The sequence below is a fragment of the Bacillus luti genome, from assembly GCF_001884105.1.
GTDB classification, from domain to species: Bacteria; Bacillota; Bacilli; order Bacillales; family Bacillaceae_G; genus Bacillus_A; species Bacillus_A luti.
Window position 1 is genome coordinate 1 of record NZ_MACI01000032.1, and the last position, 22,633, is coordinate 22,633.

Consider the following 22,633-nt stretch of genomic DNA (forward strand, 5'->3'; position numbering starts at 1 on the left):
AGAAGGGTATTTTCATTTGCTCCTCTTGTTTATTTCAGTCTAATTTAATTTTGGTTAACTAACGTGTTTACATATTCATTCAAAATTTTAAGTTGGGTAAGTAGAATTGCTAAAAAGAGAATATCCATTCGAAGAGTTTGGCAAAATACTGCAAGGGTAATATATTCTCGTGCAGATATGCAAACGATTTAAACGAATCAATGGAATTTATAATGAAGGGGCAAATAAATATATGAGTGAAACATTACATAAAAGAAAACCACCATATTTAATGCTTGTAATCCTTTTTATTGGGGCATTTGTTTCATTTCTAAATAACTCACTTTTAAATGTAGCCTTGCCATCAATAATGAAGGATTTAGACATTAAAGATTATTCAACGATCCAGTGGCTTTCTACAGGGTATATGCTTGTAAGTGGTATATTAATTCCGGCATCAGCATTTTTAATAACCCGCTTTTCCAATAGGAGCTTATTTATTACATCGATGGTGATTTTTATTCTTGGTACGGCCTTAGCGGCTGTAGCACCGAACTTCGGTTTATTACTTACTGGTCGGATGGTTCAAGCAGCAGGTTCTTCAGTTATGGGGCCCTTGTTAATGAATATTATGCTAGTAAGCTTTCCAAGAGAAAAAAGGGGAACAGCAATGGGGATTTTTGGATTAGTTATGATTACAGCCCCAGCCATTGGACCGACACTATCAGGTTATATTGTAGAGTACTATGACTGGCGTTTGCTTTTTGAAATGATTTTACCATTAGCAATCATTAGCTTACTGTTAGGGATTTGGAAATCGGATAATGTCATGAGACAAAACAAAAATGCAAAACTCGATTACCTCTCATTACTATTATCTTCTGTCGGTTTTGGCGGTTTGTTATATGGGTTTAGTTCTGCAAGCTCCGATGGTTGGACGAATAAAGTCGTCTTAACAACCTTAATCATAGGCGCTATTGCCCTAATTGCTTTCATTATCCGTCAATTAAAAATGAATGAACCGTTATTGGATTTACGTGTTTACAAGTACCCAATGTTTGCACTTGCGTCTGTAATTGCAATTGTCAATGCAGTGGCCATGTTTTCGGGTATGATTTTAACACCAGCTTACGTACAAAATGTTCGCGGTATTTCGCCGCTGAGCTCTGGGCTGATGATGCTTCCAGGTGCGGTAATAATGGGAGTTATGTCACCAATTACAGGTAAACTATTTGATAAATATGGACCGCGGATTCTTGGTATAGTAGGGCTTTCCATTACAGCTGTTTCAACTTATATGCTGGCAAACCTGCAAATCGACTCTAGTCACACACATATTATTCTTATTTATACTCTGCGGATGTTTGGGATGGCGATGGTGATGATGCCACTTATGACAAATGGCCTTAATCAATTGCCAACTCGCTTAAATCCACACGGTACAGCTGTTAATAATACAGCTCAACAAGTATCCGGTTCGATTGGTACTGCTATTCTTGTTACGATTATGAATTCAGTAACAAAAACAAAAGCTGAAAGTCTAATGTCTGAATTAGATCCAACAACCTTCACAGAAGCTACGAAGGCAATGTTAACTCAGAAGGCTTTATTATCCGGAATCCAATATTCATTCTATGTAGCGCTTGGCATGAATGTTGTTGCACTACTATTAGTTTTTTTCGTTAAACGTGTAGATACAAGCCTGGAAGCAGTCGAGAGATTAAATCGGTAGAGTGAAATAAAACTCTACATAATGATTCCTACAAGTTGTTTGCTACTAAAAAGCTGATAATTAAAACGGGGAAAGAACTGAAAGAAACAGTGAAATAATTACACATAGTAAAAAGGATCTGATATTCATATCAGATCCTTTTTACTAGTAACACAATGTAATTGCTTATCGTATTCGTTTGACTGGACAGTAGAAACTATTGGCTTTCAAAATACTACAATCTTTAGTTTTCAATTTCTGATAAACATTATAATAATTCGCTCTTTTTTAATTTAGTATTTTTTCTACAAGTTATAAATCTAATATCAACAAACAACTTAGATTACCAACCTTATAAGCAATATCATAATCGTGAATAGTTAGGGAAAAGATAAAATAAGGTAATCAATTACATATCTTTATCCCAGACGATTCATTGCTATCTTCTTTTTATTGAATGGGATATTTTATTTCATGCTTTTTTGAAAGGGTGTTTTTAATGGATAAAAAAGTATCTGCCATTCCTCAGCCGAAAACATATGGACCGCTGGGGAATCTCCCATTAATCAATAAAGATAAACCGACTCTATCGTTTATTAAGCTGGCGGAAGAGTATGGTCCCATTTTTCAAATTCAAACTTTAAGTGATACTATCATTGTCGTTTCGGGACATGAACTGGTAGCAGAAGTCTGTGATGAAACACGGTTCGATAAAAGTATAGATGGTGCTTTAGCAAAGGTTCGTGCCTTTGCTGGAGACGGATTATTTACAAGCGAGACTCACGAGCCTAACTGGAAAAAAGCTCATAATATTTTGATGCCTACATTCAGCCAACGGGCAATGAAAGATTACCATGCCATGATGGTCGATATTGCTGTACAACTCGTTCAAAAATGGGCAAGACTGAATCCGAATGAAAACGTAGATGTTCCAGAGGATATGACTCGCCTTACATTAGATACAATTGGTCTATGTGGTTTTAATTACCGATTTAATAGCTTTTATCGTGAGACCCCTCATCCTTTTATTACTAGCATGACCCGTGCTCTAGATGAGGCGATGCACCAACTGCAGCGGCTGGATATAGAAGACAAACTCATGTGGAGAACGAAACGTCAATTTCAACATGATATTCAATCCATGTTTTCTTTAGTAGATAATATTATTGCTGAACGTAAAAGTAATGGGAATCAGGAAGAAAATGATTTGCTTTCCCGTATGTTAAATGTGCAGGATCCGGAAACTGGTGAAAAATTAGATGATGAAAATATTCGTTTCCAAATTATTACATTTTTAATAGCTGGGCATGAGACAACAAGTGGATTGTTATCTTTTGCAATTTATTTTTTATTAAAGAATCCAGATAAATTGAAAAAAGCCTATGAAGAAGTAGATCAGGTTTTAACAGATCCCATTCCAACATACCAACAAGTTATGAAACTAAAGTATATCCGAATGATTTTAAATGAATCGCTACGTCTATGGCCTACTGCTCCAGCATTCAGTCTCTATGCAAAAGAAGATACAGTAATTGGGGGGAAATACCCAATTAAGAAAGGAGAAGATCGTATTTCCGTTCTTATTCCGCAGCTACATAGGGATAAAGACGCGTGGGGAGACAATGTGGAAGAATTCCAGCCTGAACGATTTGAAGAGCTGGATAAGGTTCCTCATCATGCTTATAAGCCATTTGGAAATGGTCAACGAGCATGTATCGGTATGCAGTTTGCACTTCATGAAGCCACTCTCGTAATGGGAATGCTTCTTCAACATTTTGAATTCATCGATTATCAAGACTATCAGCTGGACGTAAAACAAACATTAACGCTAAAGCCCGGTGATTTTAAGATTAGGATTCTACCCCGAAAACAAACTATCAGCCATCCTACTGTCCCTGCACCTATAGGGGAGAAGCTGAAAACTGATGAAATCGAACGGCAAGTTCAGAAGACGCCTTCTATTATTGGAGCCGATAAGCTGTCACTTCTTGTTCTGTATGGCTCGGATACAGGGGTAGCAGAAGGTATTGCAAGAGAACTAGCGGATACAGCTAGTTTAGAAGGTGTTAAAACGGAAGTGGTAGCTCTTAACGATCGAATTGGAAGTCTGCCAAAAGAAGGGGCGGTTCTTATTGTAACTTCTTCTTATAATGGAAAGCCGCCAAGTAATGCAGGACAGTTTGTGCAGTGGTTGGAGGAATTAAAACCGGATGAGCTAAAAGGTGTTCAATATGCAGTTTTTGGTTGTGGAGATCATAATTGGGCTAGTACCTATCAGCGGATTCCAAGATATATTGATGAGCAAATGGCTCAAAAAGGAGCAACAAGATTTTCTACACGTGGAGAAGCGGATGCAAGTGGTGATTTCGAGGAACAGCTCGAGCAATGGAAACAAAGTATGTGGTCTGATGCGATGAAGGCTTTTGGATTGGAACTTAACAAAAACATTGAGAAAGAACGCAGTACATTAAGTTTACAATTTGTTAGTCGTCTTGGAGGATCTCCTCTTGCGCGAACATATGAAGCAGTTTATGCATCTATACTAGAAAATCATGAACTTCAATCATCTAGCAGTGAAAGAAGCACTCGACATATTGAGATATCCTTGCCAGAAGGCGCTACGTATCAAGAAGGTGACCACCTTGGGGTGCTGCCAATTAATAGTGAGAAAAATGTTAACCGAATTTTAAACCGCTTTGGATTAAACAGGAAGGATCAAGTCATACTGAGTGCAAGTGGACGAAGTGTCAATCACATACCTTTAGACAGTCCTGTTAGTTTATATGACCTTCTTAGTTACAGTGTTGAAGTTCAAGAAGCAGCCACTCGAGCACAAATACGAGAAATGGTGACATTCACAGCATGCCCTCCTCATAAAAAGGAATTGGAATCATTATTGGAAGACGGAGTTTATCATGACCAGATATTAAAGAAACGTATTTCAATGTTGGATCTTCTTGAAAAGTATGAGGCTTGTGAAATTCGATTTGAACGTTTTTTAGAACTTCTTCCTGCGCTCAAACCGCGTTACTATTCTATTTCAAGCTCTCCACTCGTTGCACAGGATCGTCTGAGCATTACGGTTGGTGTTGTTAATGCGCCTGCATGGAGTGGGGAAGGGACATATGAAGGAGTCACTTCTAACTATTTAGCTCAGCGTCATAATAAAGATGAGATTATCTGTTTCATTCGAACGCCACAATCAAACTTTCAATTACCTGAAAATCCAGAAACACCAATTATCATGGTTGGACCAGGTACTGGAATTGCACCATTCCGTGGATTCTTACAAGCACGACGTGTTCAAAAGCAAAAAGGTATGAACTTAGGACAAGCACATCTATATTTTGGTTGTCGTCATCCTGAAAAGGATTATCTCTATCGTACAGAACTAGAAAATGATGAAAGAGATGGATTAATCTCTTTACACACAGCTTTTTCTCGCCTAGAAGGACATCCTAAAACATATGTACAGCATTTAATAAAACAGGATAGAATCAATTTAATTTCGTTATTAGATAATGGGGCTCATCTTTATATATGTGGTGATGGAAGTAAAATGGCTCCTGACGTAGAAGACACCCTTTGTCAAGCATATCAAGAAATTCATGAAGTCAGTGAACAAGAAGCAAGGAATTGGTTGGAACGCGTGCAAGATGAAGGACGATATGGAAAAGATGTTTGGGCTGGTATATGAATGTTTCTTAATTAGATAAGTAATATGTAACGAATGAACTTCTTTCGAATAAGTGAATAACTCATTTATAAAAATCCCGTATTTTTATTGAATACGGGATTTTCTTATTTTTAAATAAGCTGGACTGTTACTGTAGAGAAATAGGTAATTCATTTGACAATTAAAATGACCTAATTTAATATATATGTCATAGCATATAATTAATGAAACAAATAAATTCACTGTGAATAATTGACTGGTATGCTATATCCTTTTATGTCTTAATTTATAGAGGTGATACATGAACTTACATGATTTAATAGGCTATCTTGTTCATCGTACTGATGTGAAAATGACTAATTATTTTACTAAGAAATTAAAGCCTTTTGGAGTTACGCCAGAGCAGTGGGGGATTATTAGTGTTCTTTGTAGCCAAAGAGCTACTACTCAAAAAGAGTTAGCAGAAGCTATTGATAAAGATCAAACTACTGTCGTAAGAATGATACAGTCAATGGAGAGAAAAGGGATTGTAAAGAAGGCTTTGAATGACCAAGATAGACGTTCACACAACCTTTTTTTAACTGAAAAAGGTGACGAGTTAAAGAAAACAATTTTACCTGTAGTGACAGACGCTCACCATTTCGTTACGAGTAATTTGAGCGAGGAAGAAATTAAAGTATTACAATCGTTATTAAACAAATTGTATGATACACGCTATTAACATTTGTTCCTTATTGATGCTATGCTATTCATAGGGAACAAACTTTGTTTTATGTATTATACATGCTATAGCATGTGATTTGTTTGTTTTGAGGAATGATGGAGATAGCTTTATTTTGTATGATATTTGATTCAGGATCACTTTTTTACCTAGTACCAGTCAAATTTTTGTATTGTATATGCTATAGCATGTAATTTTTATCTCTTTAAAATTGAAGCGACTTCCCTATGGTCAATCTCAGGGAATAGGGTTCGGGTAGTGATTACTACCTGAACAATACTGAGTTTTTATCAAATAATAAGAAAGGTGTGATTACTATTTTAATTTTCATCAATATTGTAAAAGTAGTATTGTTTGTTTTCTTTTTAATGACAGGTACGAAAATTATATCTGGGAAAATGGCAGATGAGTTCAAGCGATTTGGTTTACCCTCGTTTTTTAATTTCTTAACCGGAGCTTTTGAGATTGTAGGAGCGATTGGAATGTTGATAGGAATTTGGATTCCAACAGTAGCTTTATTAGCAGGATTGTTGTTAGGTGGTACGATGCTTGCAGCTGCATTAACTCTTATTGTATTAGCGAGAGATCCTTTTAAGAAAGCGATACCTGCGCTTGTTTTGTTTGTCCTTAGTTTAGGGATAAGTTTGTATCATATTTTTTAAACATAACTGAAAACTGTTAAACTTCATGCGTTCAAGTTGATATCGTTTTGTAATTATATTATAGATAAGGGTTGTGAAAACGTATGAATGAGTTATTATTTTTTAAAATCTTAGCGTTTCTTGCTATATTGACAACAAGTATTGTTGCTGGAACCGTTTTTGCATACTCTAATTCTGTCATGCCTGGTCTGCGTAATTCGGATGATCGTACCTTCGTTCTTTCGGTTAGACACTTTACCTCATCAGTGGCTAATCCGATGTTTCTCTTCATTTCAAACGGTGCTCTTATAGCGCAGATCGGTTTTGTTGTATTAGCCGTTTACCTACAGCAATTTGATAAAGTTATTTTAGGATTAATCGCATTGATTAGTTATATTGCCACTCTACTGATCACTTTCACAGGAAATCTTCCGATGAATAGAGCGATTATCTCAGCTGAACTACCTGTAAGGGATTCTGGATGGGATGCACTCAGAGTCGGATTTGAAACCCGTTGGACGTTGCTGAATCACACGCGTACCTTAACGTGCATCTTCAGTGTGTCGGCACTACTAGTAGCGTTACTTATTAATTAGAAGTATGAATATATTTAGATAAATAATAGTTAACCGGACAATTCTTAAGGAATCTGTCATTGGAAAATAACTTATCGTTTCTGATTTTATCAGATGAAAACCGGATTGATTTAAAAGCTTACAATGTATTATCATGGGTACCATGATGTTCCTTATGAAGCCTCATGGTACCCATGAAAAAACTGCTTACTTTCATGTGGAGAAAAACTGTTCAATATATAGGCAAGAATCTCAAGTCTAAATAAATCTCTTTTTTATTCAATAAAGAATAGGGGAAGTCTTAAACTAGTACGGTAATAATAGCAGCACTAACTTAAGACATTCCTATCATTCGAATCAAAATCATTATAATTAGTAAAAGAATGGGAAGAATTTTATATTAAAAATAGGAGTGAGTGAAAATGGCATATTTATTACAAGTTGATTTTCCGTTTGAAGGTCCTTTTGGTGAAGAAATGGAAAAAGCATTTTGGGATTTAGCAAACAGTATTAACGAAGAAGAAGGATTCCACTGGAAAATATGGACTGAGAATGAAGAAACAAAAGAAGCTGGAGGCATTTATGTATTTGAAGAAAAACAAGATGCTGAAAAATACGCTGAAATGCACAAGAACAGACTTGAAGCAGCTGGTGTTAAAGATATTAGAGTAAGAATTTTTAACATCAATGAAAAGTTAACGGAACTGAATCGTGGTTATATTAAATAATTCCGATATTCGGAGCAAGCTTAAAAAGGAGGGGGATAATCCCCTTCTTTTTTTAATTCTTAAATTGATGGTGGGGGGCTCGCGCAAAAAATCCCTATATAGATAGGGATTCGTGTATCAGCATATAGTTCCTTGAAAAAAGGATGTAACATATGAGAGTTCTTGAATTTGTGAAATTGATGTAAAAGTACTTTTAAAATTGTATTGAAATAATGATTTGTAAAAGGGTACGCCCCTTACTGGGAGGTAAGGGGCACAGGAAATGCAAATTTATTTTAATTTGCTAAAGTAATTATAACATATATACCCGTCTATACATGTTACAAAATTATGAACATAACTATTGTTTAGTAACTAGAAATAACGAAGATGGTATGATTAAAGTTATTTTTAAAGGAATATAACGAAAAAAATGCAAGAAAAGACCTGATAACAGGCCTGTTTTTGTTATTGTTTCTCAGGCTTTCCTTGTTCTAGAATGTAGGCTTCTTCTTGTTCAGGTGTCGCTAATTCGTATGCTTGACCAGTGCTGTTATTGTCCCATTCCCATAATAAATTATGCTCCTCAACGGATTGAGAGAAATCGCCTTCATACCAACGAACCAAAATCTTGAGGTACTGTTCTTTATGTTGTAAGGTTCCACTATTACTTTCATCAATTACTCGACGTACTGTTTCGATGTTTTCGGGAGTCATTTTAATAAATCCTTGCTTTTCGTGAGATAATACTTTTTGATGAGTCATTTTGTGCATTGCATTGATTATATGACGATCAGAATTGAGGTCAAGTATTACCTCTTCACCTTTAATTCTATCAGTCTGCTTTTCCTTAACGTCTGAACCTGCATATGTACCGACTTTGTAACCAGTAAAAATACCAACTACTATAGCGATAACTAAACTTGATGTGATTTTAATCCACTTTTTCAAACCTCGTACCCCCTTTTATTGAAGTGTACCATAAAAGAAGAGCTGTATATCTCTATCCATCTGTTTAATCTACATAAAGCGTCATTATCAGTAATCAGTTATGCTTTATGTTCTGAGGGTAATTAAAAATCGTCGATAAAATTTTACGAATATCTTGATTTGGAGTTCAACCATAGTGTAGAGGATTTTGCTTTACTACTAACTCCTGATTATATTCTTAATGAAAAGCTTCAATAACATATGATCATTCTTAATAATGTCATTGAAATGTACCAATAGAGGTTAGTGCAGCAAAATAAATTGTGTTATGATGTGAGCAAATATAAAGCTATCTAACGGAGGGATTAACATGCCGCATGTTGTGTTTCGTGGAATTACTACTGAACAATTAAAAAGCATAAGCAAGCCATTAGTAGAAGAGCTCGCAGATATCTGTGAGTGTGGTACGGATAATTTTACCTTGGAACTACCAAGTTCTACGTTTGTATTCAATGGAGAAGAAATAGAAGCGTTTCCTCTTATTGAAGTGAAATGGTTTGAGCGTGGACAGGAAATTCGTGATCGATTTGCCAAGGCCATTACTACATATGTAATGGATTTTGGACTTCCAGAAGTAGAGGTTGTATTTACGGTTTTCACAGAATCAGCGTATTATATTAACGGGAAGCATTGTGCAAGTTAGAGCTATTTGAAAGATTTTTATAACATTAAGAAAAGAAATAGGAGAGAATATCCTATTTCTTTTTATTTCTATAATAAAATATGACTGCTAAATCCAAAGTAATGATAATAATTAGAAGTAATACTTCTATAAGTGCATCAGTTTTCCCGTTTAATAAAGACTTTATAAAGAAATCCCATTCTGTTTCATAAGGAGGCTCTACCCAATTTCGTTGTAGTCCTAAAACCATTCCGTTTATGAAAAAGATAATACTTAATAGGATACGTCCAATCAAAACGGCAACTACTTTTAAATTCCAATGCTTTATTTTGATTACATACAGGATTGGAAAGAGTATAAGCATCCAAAAAATAATAATATAGATTGTATTGATCATTCTCTACTCCTAACAAAAGGGTTGTTTTGAATATAGCTGAGTTTTCGGATTGAAGATATATTTCATTGTTACTGGTTTAAAAACAAGGGCCGGAATTCCGGCTCTTTTCTGTTCCGTAAAATAAAGTCTTACTTTATCTCTCCGTCTCAAAAAACTCAATCCACTCTCCATCAGGACCAGCGAAGAATATGTAACGTGTTCCATCTGGTAATGTTTCGATTTCTTCTCCTAGTAAAAAGGTTACGCCGTGTTTCTGTAGTCTTTCAATTTCATCTTCTAATGAATCTACTTTAAAGCAAATGTGATGCACTTTTCCTTCTGCTGGAAGGGTAGAGTTGTAGCCTTCAATTAATTCGAGTATCGTTTCTTTTGATTCTTCCACACCTAAAAAAGCGAGTTTTAAGTTTGGATTTGGATGTCCCATACGTTTAATAAGCTGTAAGCCAACTACTTTTTCATAAAATGAGATAGATGTTTCTAAATCTGCGACCATAAGTCCTACGTGTTCAATTCTTCTAACTGGCATGTGCGAACCTTCTTTCTGAAAATTATATATAAAATAATATTGAAAATTAAGAAAATAAGCAAGATATAATTGTTACAATTTTTAGGGCGTTATATGGTATAGTGAGAAAGTATGTTTGGGGAGAAGGAAGGAGATTATACGATGAATACACCTACTCAAACTCCTTCATTATCGGAAACGATGAAAGAGTGGCATTATGCATTAGCGTATGAAATTAAACATTGGAAAACGATTGGCGGTAGTAAAATTTCTATCATGAACGGTCGTTTTTTATATACAGATTATGAGAATACAGTATACGTATTTCAGCTTATTTCGGAAGTAAGCTTACCTGAAGGTTCACCAATTCGAATTGAGTTCGATGGTGAGGAAGCGACAGGGGAAGTATTATCTGTACATGGATTAGAAATAGAACTGAAATTAAATGATTATATACAAGGTGAAATACGAGAAGCGGTTTTATATAGTGAACCGTGGCAACTACTAGAACAGCTGCAAGAGCGATTAAAAGAAGCGCGTCAAGATAAGCTAAAACGTAATCGTATAAAACGTCTTGTAGACGGAACGAGCAGTCCGAAGCATCTTGAAAAAATGAAAAATCCGAAAAATGAATTGGCGTATCGTTCGTTTTACAATCCGACAACGTACGTATGGGGACCACCTGGAACAGGGAAGTCGTACAATTTATCGCGTATTATTTCGGCTCATTATCAAAAAGGAAAATCGGTACTTGTGTTAGCTCATAGTAACGCGGCTGTTGATGTATTAATGAGCGAAGTAACGAAGCAAATTGAAAAGAAAAAGAAATGGACGCCTGGTGAAATTGTTCGTTACGGTTATAGTCAACATGAGCATATACGAAATCATGAAACGTTACTTGCGTCGAAGTTAGTAGAAACGACGAACGGGTCTTGGGGTGAGGAGAGACTCTATTTAGAAGAAACACGTCAAGAGCTTCGTGAAAAGATTTTATCATATAAAGCGACGTCTGCTGATAAGAAGCGTATACAAGAGATTGAAAGTGATCTTCGAAAGCAAAAAGCAAAAATTAAAGAAGTAGAAAAAGAATACATTGAAAATGCGAAAGTAATCGGCGCGACTTTATCGAAATGTGCCATTGATTCACTTATTTATGAACGTACATTTGATTTAGTTGTCGTAGATGAAGTGAGTATGGCGTTCGTTCCGCAAATTGCATTAGCTGCTTCACTTGGGAAACGTATCGTCGTTTGTGGTGACTTTTTACAGTTACCTCCAATTGCGATGGCAAACCATGAACTCGTTCGCAAATGGCTTGGCGAAGATATGTTTTACCATGCCGGGATTGTTGAGTCTGTTAATAAATCGGAAGCACATCCGAACCTTTTTATGTTGCAGGAACAAAGACGTATGCATGCGGATATATCGAAGTTTACAAACTCATTTATTTATAAAAATAGAGTATATGATCATCCGTCCGTTTCAGAACGTAAAGAACTTGCGCAATTGCAGCCGTTCGCAAATGAGGCGAGTGTTTTATTTGATACGAGTTTAATGGGGGCATTTTCGTTAAAAGACGCTGCTTCTGGTTCTCGTTTTAATATTATGTCTGGTCTAGTAGCGATGCAAATGATGTTAATCGGACTGTTAGATGGTGTTCAATCGATCGGTGTCGTTACACCTTACAGAGCACAGTCTCGTTTTTTATCAACGTGTATTAGAGAAATGTTGCAGAAAACGAAGTATCGACACATACCAGTTTTAGCAGCGACAGTTCATAAGTTTCAAGGTTCTGAAAGAGATATGATGATCTTTGATACAGTGGATAGTTATCCGCAAGAACGACCTGGCGTGTTATTCTTTGACCATAAAAACCATCGCCTCGTCAATGTAGCAGTAACGAGAGCGAGAGGAAAGTTCATTCAATTATCAGATTGCCATTATATGCGTAAAAACTTATCGAGAAAACAAGCGTTATCACAATTAACAGCTCATATAGAACGTCACGGAGATGTGTATGATCGCACGACATCAAGACAATTGTGGGAGCGAAAAATTTCGAAACGATTACGCTGGTATATGGAAATGAATCTTGAAGAGCCGAAAGGGTAACTAACTGTTACGATTTATTTAACCAATTATAACTAAAGGTAATTAAATATATCAGTAAGCCCTGCTAGTCAAGTGATTGGCTAGTAGTGAGGGTTAACTGCGGGCAATCCCTAAAGCTGATTGAACTACAACGTGGCTAGAAATGGTGAGCGTGAATGTCGCGAAAGCAGAAAAAATCAATCAGATGGTGCAAGGTTAAATCCTAAACACTAGAACAATGGGTCTTCCGCCTCGAATCATCTAAGTCAAAAGTGATAAGATGAACGTTCAACGACTATCTCGTATAACTGACGAGAGTACATCACAAGCCTATGGTGGTGGAAAAATCCTCTATCTCTAAAGAGATAAACATATAGTCTGCGCTCATGTGAAAACATGAGAAGTTCATAAGAGAACTGGCTAAGGAATTGCGTCCTTAGTTGAACGAGATAAATTTAGTTAAATCTATCAAACCTCATTGAATAAATCGAACATATGTGCTAAATTGGATTTAATGAGGTAAGAATAATAATGAAATTTTCACGAGTTAGTCAAGTATCGGAATTAACAGGTTTGCATCCGAGTAGTCTCAGGAGAATACTGATGGAACACGCTACTATTCAGAAGAACAAATCTTTCATTAAAGGAGTTACATTCTGATGATATTGGCGAAGAAAGTTAGACTGATTCCAACGCCTGAACAAGAAAAAGTGCTTAGAAACCATGCTGGTGCTGCAAGATTTGCTTATAACTATTGTAAAAGAATGAGCGATAGATACTATAAGCTATTTGGAAAATCTGTTTCACAGTTAGCTTTACAGAAACGATTTACAAAGATCAAGAAGCGAAAGAGATATGAGTGGTTAAAAGATATTAATGCACAAGTGCCCAAACAGGCTTCAAAAGATTTTGATACGGCGAGAAAACATTCGTTCAAAAAATACAAAAATGGTTATCACACTTCTTATAAATCCAAAAAAGATGTAATCCAAGGATTTTATGCCAATTATGCAAGACTGATTATAGGAAAGAAAGTAATTCATATTCAGTCTATTGGAGAAGTGAAAACAAGCCAGCAACTACCAAGAAATAAAAAACCATCAAATCCAAGAGTTACATTTGATGGTCGTCACTGGTGGATTAGTGTAGGGTTTCAAGAAGACTTTGAATCACAAGAACTAACGAATGAGTCGATTGGTGTGGATGTTGGTTTAAAAGAGCTGTTTGTAGCTTCTAATGGTATGAAAGAACGAAATATAAACAAAGACGCCAAGGTTAAAAAACTTTTGAAAAGGAAAAAGTCAGCACAAAGAGATATGTCTAGGAGATTTAAAAAAGGTGTAAAAATTCAATCTGTCGGATATGAAAAAGCGAAAGCTGAGCACCTGCGGTTATCTAGGAAAATTACGAATATCCGAAATAACCATATCCATCAAGCAACAGCTAAATTGGTGAAAACCAAACCAATGAGAATTGTTGTGGAAGACTTATTTGTCTCAAACCTGTTAAAAAACAAAAAACTATCGAAAGCATTTTCATTTCAAAAATTAAACTTCTTCTTTCAATGTTTGTCATACAAGTGCGAGAAGTATGGCATTGCGTATGTAAAAGCTGATAAATGGTTCGCCTCAAGCAAGATTTGCTCATGTTGCGGAGTAAAATACGACCATTCAGTTCAACCAGAAGGACAGTGGAGTTTAAAAATACGTGAGTGGCGTTGTGCTTCATGCAATAGCCATCATGATAGGGATGTAAATGCTGCGATAAATTTATCAAGATGGGTACAATAAATGCTTGATAATAGGAGGTAACGATACTGCCTCGTGTGGAGTGTTATACCCCTCGTCCCTTTGGGGTTGCGAGAACACGATGAAGCACTAACTTGTGTAAATTTGATTGAATTGTATAGATTTAGTTAAGTTTATCGTATCGGTTATTGAAAGATATTTTAGCCGCAAAACGAAAAATTATCATTTCACTTCCAAGTACAAAACAAGTGGATAAACGAGTATGGCAAGCGTTAATGCGTACAAATGCGCAAATAACAGTGTATAGTGATGGACCAGTTCCGTTGAAGAATGTAAAGTTACAAAGGCAAAATAAAGCATTCCCGTTTATCGTAATTGATGATGAAATCTTCTGGGCAGGCGCACCACTCACATCTCAAATGATATTTGAAGGTAGTACGGAGTTTCCATACGTATGTGCAAGACTGCAAGCACCAGAAACAATTGGTGTACTAAAAGGATTTTTAGATATTCGGTAAATTCGGATAGGAATTCCTTGACTTTTAATCGGAATGAACTTAGAATGAAAATAATTTAATATAATTTTATGAAAATTCTTATCACGAGAGGTGGAGGGACTGGCCCTATGATACCTCGGCAGCGGATTCTTTATGAATACTGTGCCAATTCCAGCAAGGTAACTTGAAAGATAAGAAAGAAGCTCATTTTGACTGTATATGCAAAAGCCTCTTTCTATCTTTTAGAAAGAGGCTTTTTTACGTGAAAATAAAAGGAGGAAGAACAATGGGAGCGACTGGAGTAACGTCACAAAGAAAAACAATTGAAGAGAGTATAGAAAGAAATAAGGAAAAGTACATAGAAACAAGTCATAATATTCATGCGAATCCGGAGATTGGTAATCAAGAGTTTTATGCATCAAGAACGTTAAGTTTATTACTAGGGAGTGCAGGGTTCCAATTGCAGCACAATATAGCTGGACATGAAACAGGATTTATCGCGCGGAAAAGTTCAGGAAAACAAGGGCCAGTTATCGCGTTTTTAGCGGAGTATGACGCTTTACCAGGACTCGGTCATGCGTGTGGTCACAATTTAATTGGGACAATTAGCGTTGCGGCAGCAATTGCATTATCAGAAACGCTTGAAGAAATCGGCGGAGAAGTTGTCGTGTTTGGGACACCAGCAGAGGAAGGTGGGCCAAATGGTAGTGCGAAATCAAGTTATGTAAAAGCAGGTTTATTTAAAAACATTGATGCGGCACTCATGATTCATCCGAGCGGAAAAACAGCGACAACGAGTCCATCATTAGCAGTCGATCCACTTGATTTTCATTTTTACGGAAAAACAGCTCATGCCGCAGCTTCACCTGAAGAAGGGATTAACGCATTAGATGCGGTTATCCAGCTGTACAACAGTATTAACGCACTTCGCCAACAACTTCCGTCAGATGTAAGAATTCATGGTGTTATTACAGAGGGCGGAAAAGCACCTAACATTATTCCTGACTACGCCGCAGCAAGGTTCTTCATTCGTGCAGCAACGCGAAAAAGATGTGCGGAAGTAACAGAGAAAGTAAGAAATATCGCACAGGGAGCAGCATTAGCAACAGGCACAAAAGTAAAAATCCATCAATTTCAAAATGAAATCGATGAACTACTCGTAACAAAAACATATAACGACGTCGTAGCAGAAGAATTAGAATTACAAGGTGAAGACGTAAATCGTAAAGAAAGAGTGGGCATTGGTTCAACAGACGCAGGAAACGTAAGCCAAGTCGTACCGACCATTCACCCGTACATTAAAATCGGCCCAGATGACTTAATTGCGCATACGAATGAATTTAGAGAAGCAGCACGTTCAGAACTAGGCGATAAAGCATTAATTACATCGGCAAAAGCATTAGCGAATACCGCTTATCGATTAATTACAGAAGAAGGGTTGTTAGAGAAGGTGAAGGAGGAGTTTAGAGAGGCGCAGAGGAATCAGGGGTAGGTGATTGAAAGGAGTGGATGACCCACTCCTTTTTCTTTTTTGGGAAAGCTGGTGCCTATCAATTTAAATAAAGTGTTCATTTTCACATTGAGATGTCAATTCTTTTATCCCTTTATCAGAACGACAATTTCTCCTCAAACTCACTCTTTAAAACAATTAAAGGAGACGATAATCCGAATTGCATTAAAGAGTCTAAAAATGTAGCGAGAGAATCCATCGAATCGCTCATGACCTTCATCATATAATTAAATTCCCCGCTAATTCGATATAAATCTGTTACTTCGGGAGCGGCATTACAATATTGGATAAAATCAGAGCATTGGCTCGTTTTAAACATGATGAATGCTTGAATGTTTTTATTAATTTTGGAAGGCTCAAATTTTGTTCGGTAAGCTGCTATAACTCCTTGATCTTCAAGTTTGTTAATTCGCTCTTTTACAGCAGGTTGCGTCATGGATATAATTCGTCCTATTTCTGAAACAGAAATTCTCGCATTTTCATACAATAAGTTCATAATTTTATGATCGATTTCATCCAGTTTTACTGTGTTTTGCATTGGGCTATCTCCCTCGATTTATTTTCTAAAGTAAATTGTAATTTATAACTATAATATCATAAGTAAAGGAACTAAATTACCTATAAATCTATATTTAAAATGATTGGTGTTTACATGAAAATATAAGTATAGGTTTTATTAAACGGAAATTTAGGAAGGATGGAAAAAATGAAGAATCTTGATGGGAAAGTAGCGTTAGTAACAGGGGCGAGTCGTGGTATTGGTCGTGCGATTGCGAGGAGATTGGCAAACGACGGTGCATTAGTTGCGATTCACTACGGCCGAAATAAGGCAGCTGCAGATGAAACGGTTAGTGAGATTGAATCTAATGGAGGAAAAGCATTCTTAATTGAAGCTGATCTCAATTCAGTTGATGGTGTCAAAAAGTTAGTAGAACAATTGAAGAATGAATTACAAATAAGAGTTGGTGCATCAGAGATTGATATTCTAGTAAACAATGCAGGGATAGGTACACAAGGAACGATTGAAAATACGACAGAAGAAGTTTTTGATGAAATTATGTCTGTAAATATTAAAGCACCATTCTTCTTAATTCAGCAAACATTACCGTTACTACGAGCAGAGGGGCGCGTTATTAACATTTCATCAGCTGAAGTAAGACTTGGTTTTACGGGGTCTATTGCATATGGTTTAAGTAAAGGTGCATTAAATACGATGACACTTCCTCTAGCTAAACATCTCGGAGAAAGAGGTATAACAGTGAATACAATTATGCCTGGATATACGAAGACAGATATTAATGCGAAATTGCTAGATAATCCAGAAATACGAAATTTTGCTACGAATTCATCTGTTTTCGGGCGAATAGGGCAAGTTGAAGATATTGCAGATGCAGTAGCGTTCCTTGCTTCTCCTGATAGTCGTTGGGTAACAGGGCAGATTTTAGATGTTTCTGGTGGGTTTTGTTTATAGGGGCACTACTTCATACACATCACCCTAAATTAAAATTTTCTTTCTCTACAGATAGCTATTCTGAGAAGCCGCTTATTTTTTCGTTTTGGGGGCATTTCTTTTTCTTAAGTTGATGGGTATGTATGGTGACCTCTATTAGACGATAGTGAATGAACAATTTCGGGGTTCAGTTCAACTTTATCCCGCTTTAATGGGCAGTAAGACCCCCACCTCAAAATTCAGCGGAAGCAAAGAAGTTAGGTGGGGATCAACTGCCCATAAAAGTCCGATTGGTGAAGGCTAATAATCAGTGGGGGGATGAAGAAAACCCCCACTGATTAAAGTTTCACTTTATTCAAAATAAGATTTTTTTGCAGTAAAATCAATGTTAGTGGAACTTTTTTAATCAAACTTTTTTCTAAATGAACATAAATACTTGCAACATTTAAATTAGTACTATATAGTTCTAGTTATGACAAAGGTAAAATTAATGAATCAAAAACGTGTGATTGAAGTAGCTGCAACATTATTTTTAGAAAAAGGGTTTGCTTATACAAGTATGGATGAATTAGTACGTGTAAGCAAAGTTTCAAAGTCTAATGTGTATTATCACTTTTCTAATAAGGAAGTATTATTAGAAGCGGTCGTTGATTATTGGATTGAAATGTATCAATCTGCAATTGATGACGTACTTGCTCAGAATCAATTTTTAGTTGAAGATCGTATCCAACTGTTTTTAAAGCAATTATCACAAGGAGTTCAGTCGAGAGAGTATAAGGGGAGCTGTCCATTTATTACTCTTTATATTCAAAGTCCTAAACAGGCCACGCAAATAAAAGAAAAAATAGGTCTTTTTTTTACAGGATTACAAAAGAAAGTTTCTCTATTACTTAAACAAGGGGTAGAGAAGGGAGAATTCAGAAATACGATTCATATTGATGAGGTTGCATCACTTTTCATTACAAATCTTGAAGGAGCGTTATTTATTTCAGAAACATTGAAGGATGCAACTGTAATCACGAAAACAGCAGATCATTTTTTAAAATTGCTTCGATAAAAGAAGCATTTTTTTTACATCAAATTAGTACTGGGTAGTACTAAAAAGGGGGATGTTATATGAGAACAGTATTTTTAACTGGTGGAACAGGCTTTATTGGAAAGCAATTAGTGAAAGAATTAGCCAAAGAGGATGTTAAAATTCTTCTTTTAGTAAGGTCGAAAAGTAAAGCAACACGTCTTTTTCAAGAAAGAGGCATCTTAAAAAAGGCAGTTATGCACTTTATTGAAGGTGATTTGACGAAAATAGATTTAGGTCTAAGTGCTGAAGATAAGGAGAGGGTATTGAAAACGGATGTGATTATTCACGCAGGAGGCCCCATGGATATTCAAGCGACAAGTAAAGAGGCAGCTTCCGTATTTTTAAATGGCGCCAAACACATTAGTGAATTAGCTAAAAGTATTCATCAATTGAAGGGCTTGCAACAATTTATTCATGTTGTAGGTTATATGAGTCCCTTTGATGATAAAAATAGCAAGATTGCAATTGATGTGTTTCAAGAAGGAAACAATTATTTGAAAATAAAAAATCCATATGAGAGAACAAAATTTTTAGCAGATCTTTATATCCGTCAGCAGGCATCAGCAGTAGGTTATCCGCTTTCTGTAATTAATCCGCCAACTGTAGTCGGTAGTAGTAAAACAGGGAGTACAGAGCAGATAGCAGGATTAGGTTTGCTTGTGATGAGTATGCGAAGAGGGCTCATGCCAGTGATTCCTGGAGGTAAGGGATATAGGTTACCACTTATTTCAAACGATGAGCTTGCGAAATTTATTGTGCAGGTTTTCAGATTGGAGCAACCGACTATTCAAACATATACACTTGTTGAAGACAAACAGCACGATCAGAACATTGCTGAATTATTAAGTATTATGTCGGAAAGTATGAATATGAGGGCACCAAAAATCTCCGTCCCAATGACACTTATGAAAGCAATTATGAATAGTGGAGTAAGTAAAATAACAAAAATTCCTTCTGACGGACTGAATTTTATTACAAAACGAAAATTTTCAAATGTTTCAGCGAAAAAAATTATGGGAGGAGATTGGTTTAAGGAGACGAGTGTAATGAAATTTTTCCCTGCCGTAGTAGCTGATCTGGATTATCGAATGATGTATCAAAATGGCCAGCATAATCATTTATTTAAACGAACACTATGCGATAACACTACCCTTTACCAATTACAAGGAGAGGGTAAACCGTTTATTTTATTACATGGTTTATTGAGTGATGGAGAGGATTTATTTCCTTTAGCACAAGAGCTTCATGAAAAAACTGGTAAACCTGTATGGATCTTGGATCTTCCAGGTTTGGGACGTTCGCCCTTTAAACTGGAGAAAAATCTTCTAGATATCTATTTGAATGTAGTGAAAAAGTTATTGGAGAAAGCTACTAATGGTGCACATCTAATTGGCCATTCATTCGGTGCGTTTATTCTTCTGGAAGCATTGGTACAAGAGTTCATAGATAAGAAGTATTCAATCACTTTACTTCAGCCACCTGTTGTTAAAAAAAATGCTAAATCGCTAAATGTTCCTCAATTTATAAACAAATGGACATTAAAATTGGCAACTACTAATTTGATAGGGCGTTATTTAATAAGTAATGGTTTGTTTGAAAGTATGGAGAGCATCCCTGAACATTATATTGAAAAAATAAGTAAAAGTTTTACTTCTCCTAGAATTTTAAATACTACGGTTCAGCTTAACAGTTTACTACTGAAAAACGATCAAGGTGATTTCAATGAAGTAACAAAGTATAATCTTCACATTATTTGGGGGGATTATGACAGAGGCTATTCTGCTCCATCGCATCTTGGTAAGGTTGATTTTGTTCCATATGGCCATCATTTTCCTCTTAGTCATCCGAGTGAAACGGCAACATTAGTAATAAAAAATAGTAATACTAGCAGATGAGAGTGTGGGATAAATAAAAAGTGTGTAGTAAGATCGTTGTGTCTTTGAAATAAAATCGTACTGTTTGGGGTCCCACACCATCACCATCAAGCTAATATGTTCATATCCCCCTAAATTAAAATTTTCTTTCTCTACAGATAGCTATTCTGAGAAGCCGCTCATTTTTTCTTTTTGGGGGCATTTTTTTCTTAAGTTGATGGGCTGGGGTACCGCCAACAAGACGCGAATTTTGCACGCTAAGCAAAAAACAATAAGCTGTCTACATGGACAGCTTATTTACATTATTCTCGTTATTGGAAGTTATTTTTAACTTTTCCTGATCCGAAAGAATCAATCTTTGTTCTTCTAACAGTTGAATAACCTTATCTAATTTTGGTTCAACTGAATCTTGCTTTTTGCGATTGTTAGTATGCCGAATTATAAGTATAATTCTCCAAAACATTGCACCGATGATTACTAAAATAATAGCAACTCCTATGTAATAAATAGAGTTTCTAAAGGTATTATTTAGAACTTCATTTTTCCTTATTTCACCATTTGAAAGGATTGATGTATTGTTTGATTTTGGTTGTATATTTTATACATGTCTGGTTAATATAACGTCTAGTTTTTATAAATTAATATATGTATTATCTTATAAAAAAACTCAGCAGGATTTATTCTGATGAGTTTTTTTGTTTATATAATTTATCAATAATTATTCTTTTTTCTCCGGCTGATAGGAAAGAATAACGACACCTGAACTGGTCGTTCTTGTTTCGATCAGTTTTAAAGCCTTTGTATCGTTTCCGTTTTTAAAGAGATGCTTTCCGCTTCCCACGATAACAGGATTGACCATAAAATGATATTCATCAATGAGGTCGTGTTGCATCAATGTTTGTATAAGCTCACCACTACCATAAATTAAAAGGTTCTGACCGGGCTGTTCCTTCAGTTTTGATATTTCTTCTACAATATTCCCCTTGATAAGGTTTGCATTCCATTCGGTTTCTTCCAAAGTTGTTGAAGCAACAAATTTAGGCATGCTGTTCATCTTATCAGCAAAACCCTCTTCATCAGTCATAGAAGGCCAGGCAGCTGCAAAACCTTGATAGGTTACCCGCCCTAGTAGAAGAGCTTCACTTTCAAACAGTAAATCGGATTGAAACTTTGCTACTTCTTCATTGAAGTATGGAGCAGTCCAAGCTGGTTCCTCCATGACACCATCTAGTGAGAGGTACATCGATACAATTATTTGTCCCATTTTGTTCTCCTTTAGTTTTAAATTGAGATTTTTAAATATTGGTAACACAATTATTAATTCTCCAGCTAAAGAAATTCTCCCTTTTTAATAGTTTCGACAAAATGTATTTATGTATGTTTTGTAATAACCTAATATATTAATAAATTCGAAACATTGTATAACAACTAATTTTTATGCGTTATTGATTAGCGTTGCTTATTGTGCTAACGAATCAGGATAGTATGGCGATCAACCAACTAAATGGTTGTTTATCCTCAATTATTAGAAGGAAAGTTCTATCATTTTGCGAATTTATTAGACATAGACGAGTGCTATAATTTTCTATATCTCCATAAAGAGGTGACTACGCATGAATCAAAGACCGTCAGAAGAAGAATACGCCGGGAGCTCCGGCGAATATATCCGTTTGGTGCCGGACGGTAACATCATCGACATTCTGCTCGCCCAGGAAAAGCAAATGACCGAGTTCCTGGCATCGTTGACCGAGAGCCAGGCCGCGTATCGGTATGCGGAAGGAAAATGGACGCTGAAAGAAGTCGTGGGCCACATCGCAGATGCGGAACGCGTCATGACCTACCGCCTGCTTCGGTTCGCAAG

The 22,633-nt window shown here is 36.1% G+C and carries 18 protein-coding genes, 3 pseudogenes and 1 riboswitch; of the genes and pseudogenes, 15 read left to right on the forward strand and 6 right to left on the reverse strand.

Features of this window, described 5'->3' with window-relative positions; translation table 11 throughout:
• Positions 1-232: 232 nt before the first annotated feature.
• The 6 genes from BAQ48_RS07805 to BAQ48_RS07830 all read left to right on the forward strand — a co-directional run bounded on the left by BAQ48_RS07805 (position 233) and on the right by BAQ48_RS07830 (position 8,031).
• A complete protein-coding gene (locus tag BAQ48_RS07805) occupies positions 233-1,711 on the forward strand; it encodes a DHA2 family efflux MFS transporter permease subunit (RefSeq protein ID WP_071710641.1) in 1,479 nt (492 codons plus the stop codon).
• Between the two features lie 478 nt (positions 1,712-2,189).
• Positions 2,190-5,387: a bifunctional P-450/NADPH--P450 reductase gene (gene cypD, locus BAQ48_RS07810; RefSeq protein WP_071710642.1), complete on the forward strand. Its 3,198-nt coding sequence runs from the start codon at positions 2,190-2,192 to the stop codon at positions 5,385-5,387.
• A 280-nt stretch (positions 5,388-5,667) separates the two neighbouring features.
• Entirely contained in the window at positions 5,668-6,087 is a 420-nt protein-coding gene (locus tag BAQ48_RS07815) for a MarR family winged helix-turn-helix transcriptional regulator (RefSeq protein ID WP_001048550.1), read from the forward strand.
• 311 nt (positions 6,088-6,398) lie between these two features.
• The gene (locus tag BAQ48_RS07820; protein ID WP_033674172.1) at positions 6,399-6,749 is read left to right on the forward strand and encodes a DoxX family protein; all 351 of its coding nucleotides are present in this window, start codon (positions 6,399-6,401) and stop codon (positions 6,747-6,749) included.
• Positions 6,750-6,832: 83 nt separating this feature from the next.
• Positions 6,833-7,324 carry an anthrone oxygenase family protein gene (locus BAQ48_RS07825; protein ID WP_071710643.1) on the forward strand — a complete coding sequence of 164 codons (492 nt, stop codon included), beginning with the start codon at positions 6,833-6,835 and terminating at the stop codon, positions 7,322-7,324.
• 401 nt (positions 7,325-7,725) lie between these two features.
• Entirely contained in the window at positions 7,726-8,031 is a 306-nt protein-coding gene (locus BAQ48_RS07830; protein ID WP_071710644.1) for a monooxygenase, read from the forward strand.
• A gap of 447 nt (positions 8,032-8,478) precedes the next feature.
• Here the strand turns inward: BAQ48_RS07830 and BAQ48_RS07835 are convergent, their stop codons facing one another.
• Positions 8,479-8,961: a PRK06770 family protein gene (locus BAQ48_RS07835; RefSeq protein WP_071710645.1), complete on the reverse strand. Its 483-nt coding sequence runs from the start codon at positions 8,959-8,961 to the stop codon at positions 8,479-8,481.
• Positions 8,962-9,310: 349 nt separating this feature from the next.
• Here BAQ48_RS07835 and BAQ48_RS07840 point away from each other — a divergent pair, with 349 nt between their 5' ends.
• Complete coding sequence (locus tag BAQ48_RS07840; RefSeq protein ID WP_001120970.1) at positions 9,311-9,643, forward strand: DUF1904 family protein; 333 nt, start codon at positions 9,311-9,313, stop codon at positions 9,641-9,643.
• Positions 9,644-9,695: 52 nt separating this feature from the next.
• Here the strand turns inward: BAQ48_RS07840 and BAQ48_RS07845 are convergent, their stop codons facing one another.
• Positions 9,696-10,019 carry a hypothetical protein gene (locus BAQ48_RS07845; RefSeq protein WP_071710646.1) on the reverse strand — a complete coding sequence of 108 codons (324 nt, stop codon included), beginning with the start codon at positions 10,017-10,019 and terminating at the stop codon, positions 9,696-9,698.
• A 133-nt stretch (positions 10,020-10,152) separates the two neighbouring features.
• Positions 10,153-10,545, reverse strand: coding sequence for a VOC family protein (locus tag BAQ48_RS07850; protein ID WP_071710647.1), 393 nt, complete (start codon positions 10,543-10,545; stop codon positions 10,153-10,155).
• A 111-nt stretch (positions 10,546-10,656) separates the two neighbouring features.
• Between BAQ48_RS07850 and BAQ48_RS07855 the strand changes: the two are divergent.
• The 4 genes and pseudogenes from BAQ48_RS07855 to BAQ48_RS07870 all read left to right on the forward strand — a co-directional run.
• A pseudogene (locus tag BAQ48_RS07855) lies at positions 10,657-12,633 on the forward strand (DEAD/DEAH box helicase); the annotation flags it as partial.
• Positions 12,634-13,274: 641 nt separating this feature from the next.
• The gene (locus BAQ48_RS07860) at positions 13,275-14,405 is read left to right on the forward strand and encodes an RNA-guided endonuclease InsQ/TnpB family protein (protein ID WP_071710648.1); all 1,131 of its coding nucleotides are present in this window, start codon (positions 13,275-13,277) and stop codon (positions 14,403-14,405) included.
• 143 nt (positions 14,406-14,548) lie between these two features.
• Positions 14,549-14,881, forward strand: a pseudogene (locus tag BAQ48_RS07865) (phospholipase D-like domain-containing protein); the annotation flags it as partial.
• Between the two features lie 75 nt (positions 14,882-14,956).
• Positions 14,957-15,058, forward strand: a riboswitch (SAM riboswitch).
• Positions 15,059-15,146: 88 nt separating this feature from the next.
• Complete coding sequence (locus tag BAQ48_RS07870; RefSeq protein ID WP_071710650.1) at positions 15,147-16,352, forward strand: M20 family metallopeptidase; 1,206 nt, start codon at positions 15,147-15,149, stop codon at positions 16,350-16,352.
• A 115-nt stretch (positions 16,353-16,467) separates the two neighbouring features.
• On the opposite strand, the gene BAQ48_RS07875 is transcribed toward BAQ48_RS07870, so the two are convergent.
• Positions 16,468-16,908 carry an Lrp/AsnC family transcriptional regulator gene (locus BAQ48_RS07875; RefSeq protein WP_071710651.1) on the reverse strand — a complete coding sequence of 147 codons (441 nt, stop codon included), beginning with the start codon at positions 16,906-16,908 and terminating at the stop codon, positions 16,468-16,470.
• 168 nt (positions 16,909-17,076) lie between these two features.
• Between BAQ48_RS07875 and BAQ48_RS07880 the strand changes: the two genes are divergently transcribed.
• The 3 genes from BAQ48_RS07880 (at position 17,077) to BAQ48_RS07890 (ending at position 20,793) form a co-directional block, all read left to right on the forward strand.
• A complete protein-coding gene (locus BAQ48_RS07880; RefSeq protein WP_071710652.1) occupies positions 17,077-17,841 on the forward strand; it encodes an SDR family oxidoreductase in 765 nt (254 codons plus the stop codon).
• Between the two features lie 469 nt (positions 17,842-18,310).
• Entirely contained in the window at positions 18,311-18,877 is a 567-nt protein-coding gene (locus BAQ48_RS07885) for a TetR/AcrR family transcriptional regulator (RefSeq protein ID WP_071710653.1), read from the forward strand.
• Between the two features lie 59 nt (positions 18,878-18,936).
• Positions 18,937-20,793, forward strand: a complete 1,857-nt coding sequence (locus BAQ48_RS07890; RefSeq protein WP_071710654.1) for an alpha/beta fold hydrolase — start codon at positions 18,937-18,939, stop codon at positions 20,791-20,793.
• A gap of 337 nt (positions 20,794-21,130) precedes the next feature.
• Here the strand turns inward: BAQ48_RS07890 and BAQ48_RS28205 are convergent.
• Both BAQ48_RS28205 and BAQ48_RS07900 read right to left on the reverse strand, forming a co-directional pair.
• A pseudogene (locus BAQ48_RS28205) lies at positions 21,131-21,322 on the reverse strand (DUF4083 family protein); the annotation flags it as partial.
• Positions 21,323-21,490: 168 nt separating this feature from the next.
• Positions 21,491-22,036, reverse strand: a complete 546-nt coding sequence (locus BAQ48_RS07900; protein WP_071710655.1) for a dihydrofolate reductase family protein — start codon at positions 22,034-22,036, stop codon at positions 21,491-21,493.
• A 349-nt stretch (positions 22,037-22,385) separates the two neighbouring features.
• Between BAQ48_RS07900 and BAQ48_RS07905 the strand changes: the two genes are divergently transcribed.
• On the forward strand, positions 22,386-22,633 hold a 248-nt coding region (locus BAQ48_RS07905; RefSeq protein WP_131800846.1), incomplete at its 3' end, for a DinB family protein.

What these genes read in the sequence shown, in the direction of transcription:
- BAQ48_RS07860 (WP_071710648.1), top strand. Translation starts at nt 13,275, where the DNA reads ATGATATTGGCGAAGAAAGTTAGACTGATTCCAACGCCTGAACAAGAA.
- BAQ48_RS07815 (WP_001048550.1), top strand. Translation starts at nt 5,668, where the DNA reads ATGAACTTACATGATTTAATAGGCTATCTTGTTCATCGTACTGATGTG.
- BAQ48_RS07825 (WP_071710643.1), top strand. Translation starts at nt 6,833, where the DNA reads ATGAATGAGTTATTATTTTTTAAAATCTTAGCGTTTCTTGCTATATTG.
- BAQ48_RS07850 (WP_071710647.1), bottom strand. Translation starts at nt 10,545, where the DNA reads ATGCCAGTTAGAAGAATTGAACACGTAGGACTTATGGTCGCAGATTTA.
- BAQ48_RS07900 (WP_071710655.1), bottom strand. Translation starts at nt 22,036, where the DNA reads ATGGGACAAATAATTGTATCGATGTACCTCTCACTAGATGGTGTCATG.
- BAQ48_RS07890 (WP_071710654.1), top strand. Translation starts at nt 18,937, where the DNA reads ATGAGAACAGTATTTTTAACTGGTGGAACAGGCTTTATTGGAAAGCAA.
- cypD (WP_071710642.1), top strand. Translation starts at nt 2,190, where the DNA reads ATGGATAAAAAAGTATCTGCCATTCCTCAGCCGAAAACATATGGACCG.
- BAQ48_RS07880 (WP_071710652.1), top strand. Translation starts at nt 17,077, where the DNA reads ATGAAGAATCTTGATGGGAAAGTAGCGTTAGTAACAGGGGCGAGTCGT.
- BAQ48_RS07840 (WP_001120970.1), top strand. Translation starts at nt 9,311, where the DNA reads ATGCCGCATGTTGTGTTTCGTGGAATTACTACTGAACAATTAAAAAGC.
- BAQ48_RS07870 (WP_071710650.1), top strand. Translation starts at nt 15,147, where the DNA reads ATGGGAGCGACTGGAGTAACGTCACAAAGAAAAACAATTGAAGAGAGT.
- BAQ48_RS07885 (WP_071710653.1), top strand. Translation starts at nt 18,311, where the DNA reads ATGAATCAAAAACGTGTGATTGAAGTAGCTGCAACATTATTTTTAGAA.
- BAQ48_RS07875 (WP_071710651.1), bottom strand. Translation starts at nt 16,908, where the DNA reads ATGCAAAACACAGTAAAACTGGATGAAATCGATCATAAAATTATGAAC.
- BAQ48_RS07845 (WP_071710646.1), bottom strand. Translation starts at nt 10,019, where the DNA reads ATGATCAATACAATCTATATTATTATTTTTTGGATGCTTATACTCTTT.
- BAQ48_RS07830 (WP_071710644.1), top strand. Translation starts at nt 7,726, where the DNA reads ATGGCATATTTATTACAAGTTGATTTTCCGTTTGAAGGTCCTTTTGGT.
- BAQ48_RS07805 (WP_071710641.1), top strand. Translation starts at nt 233, where the DNA reads ATGAGTGAAACATTACATAAAAGAAAACCACCATATTTAATGCTTGTA.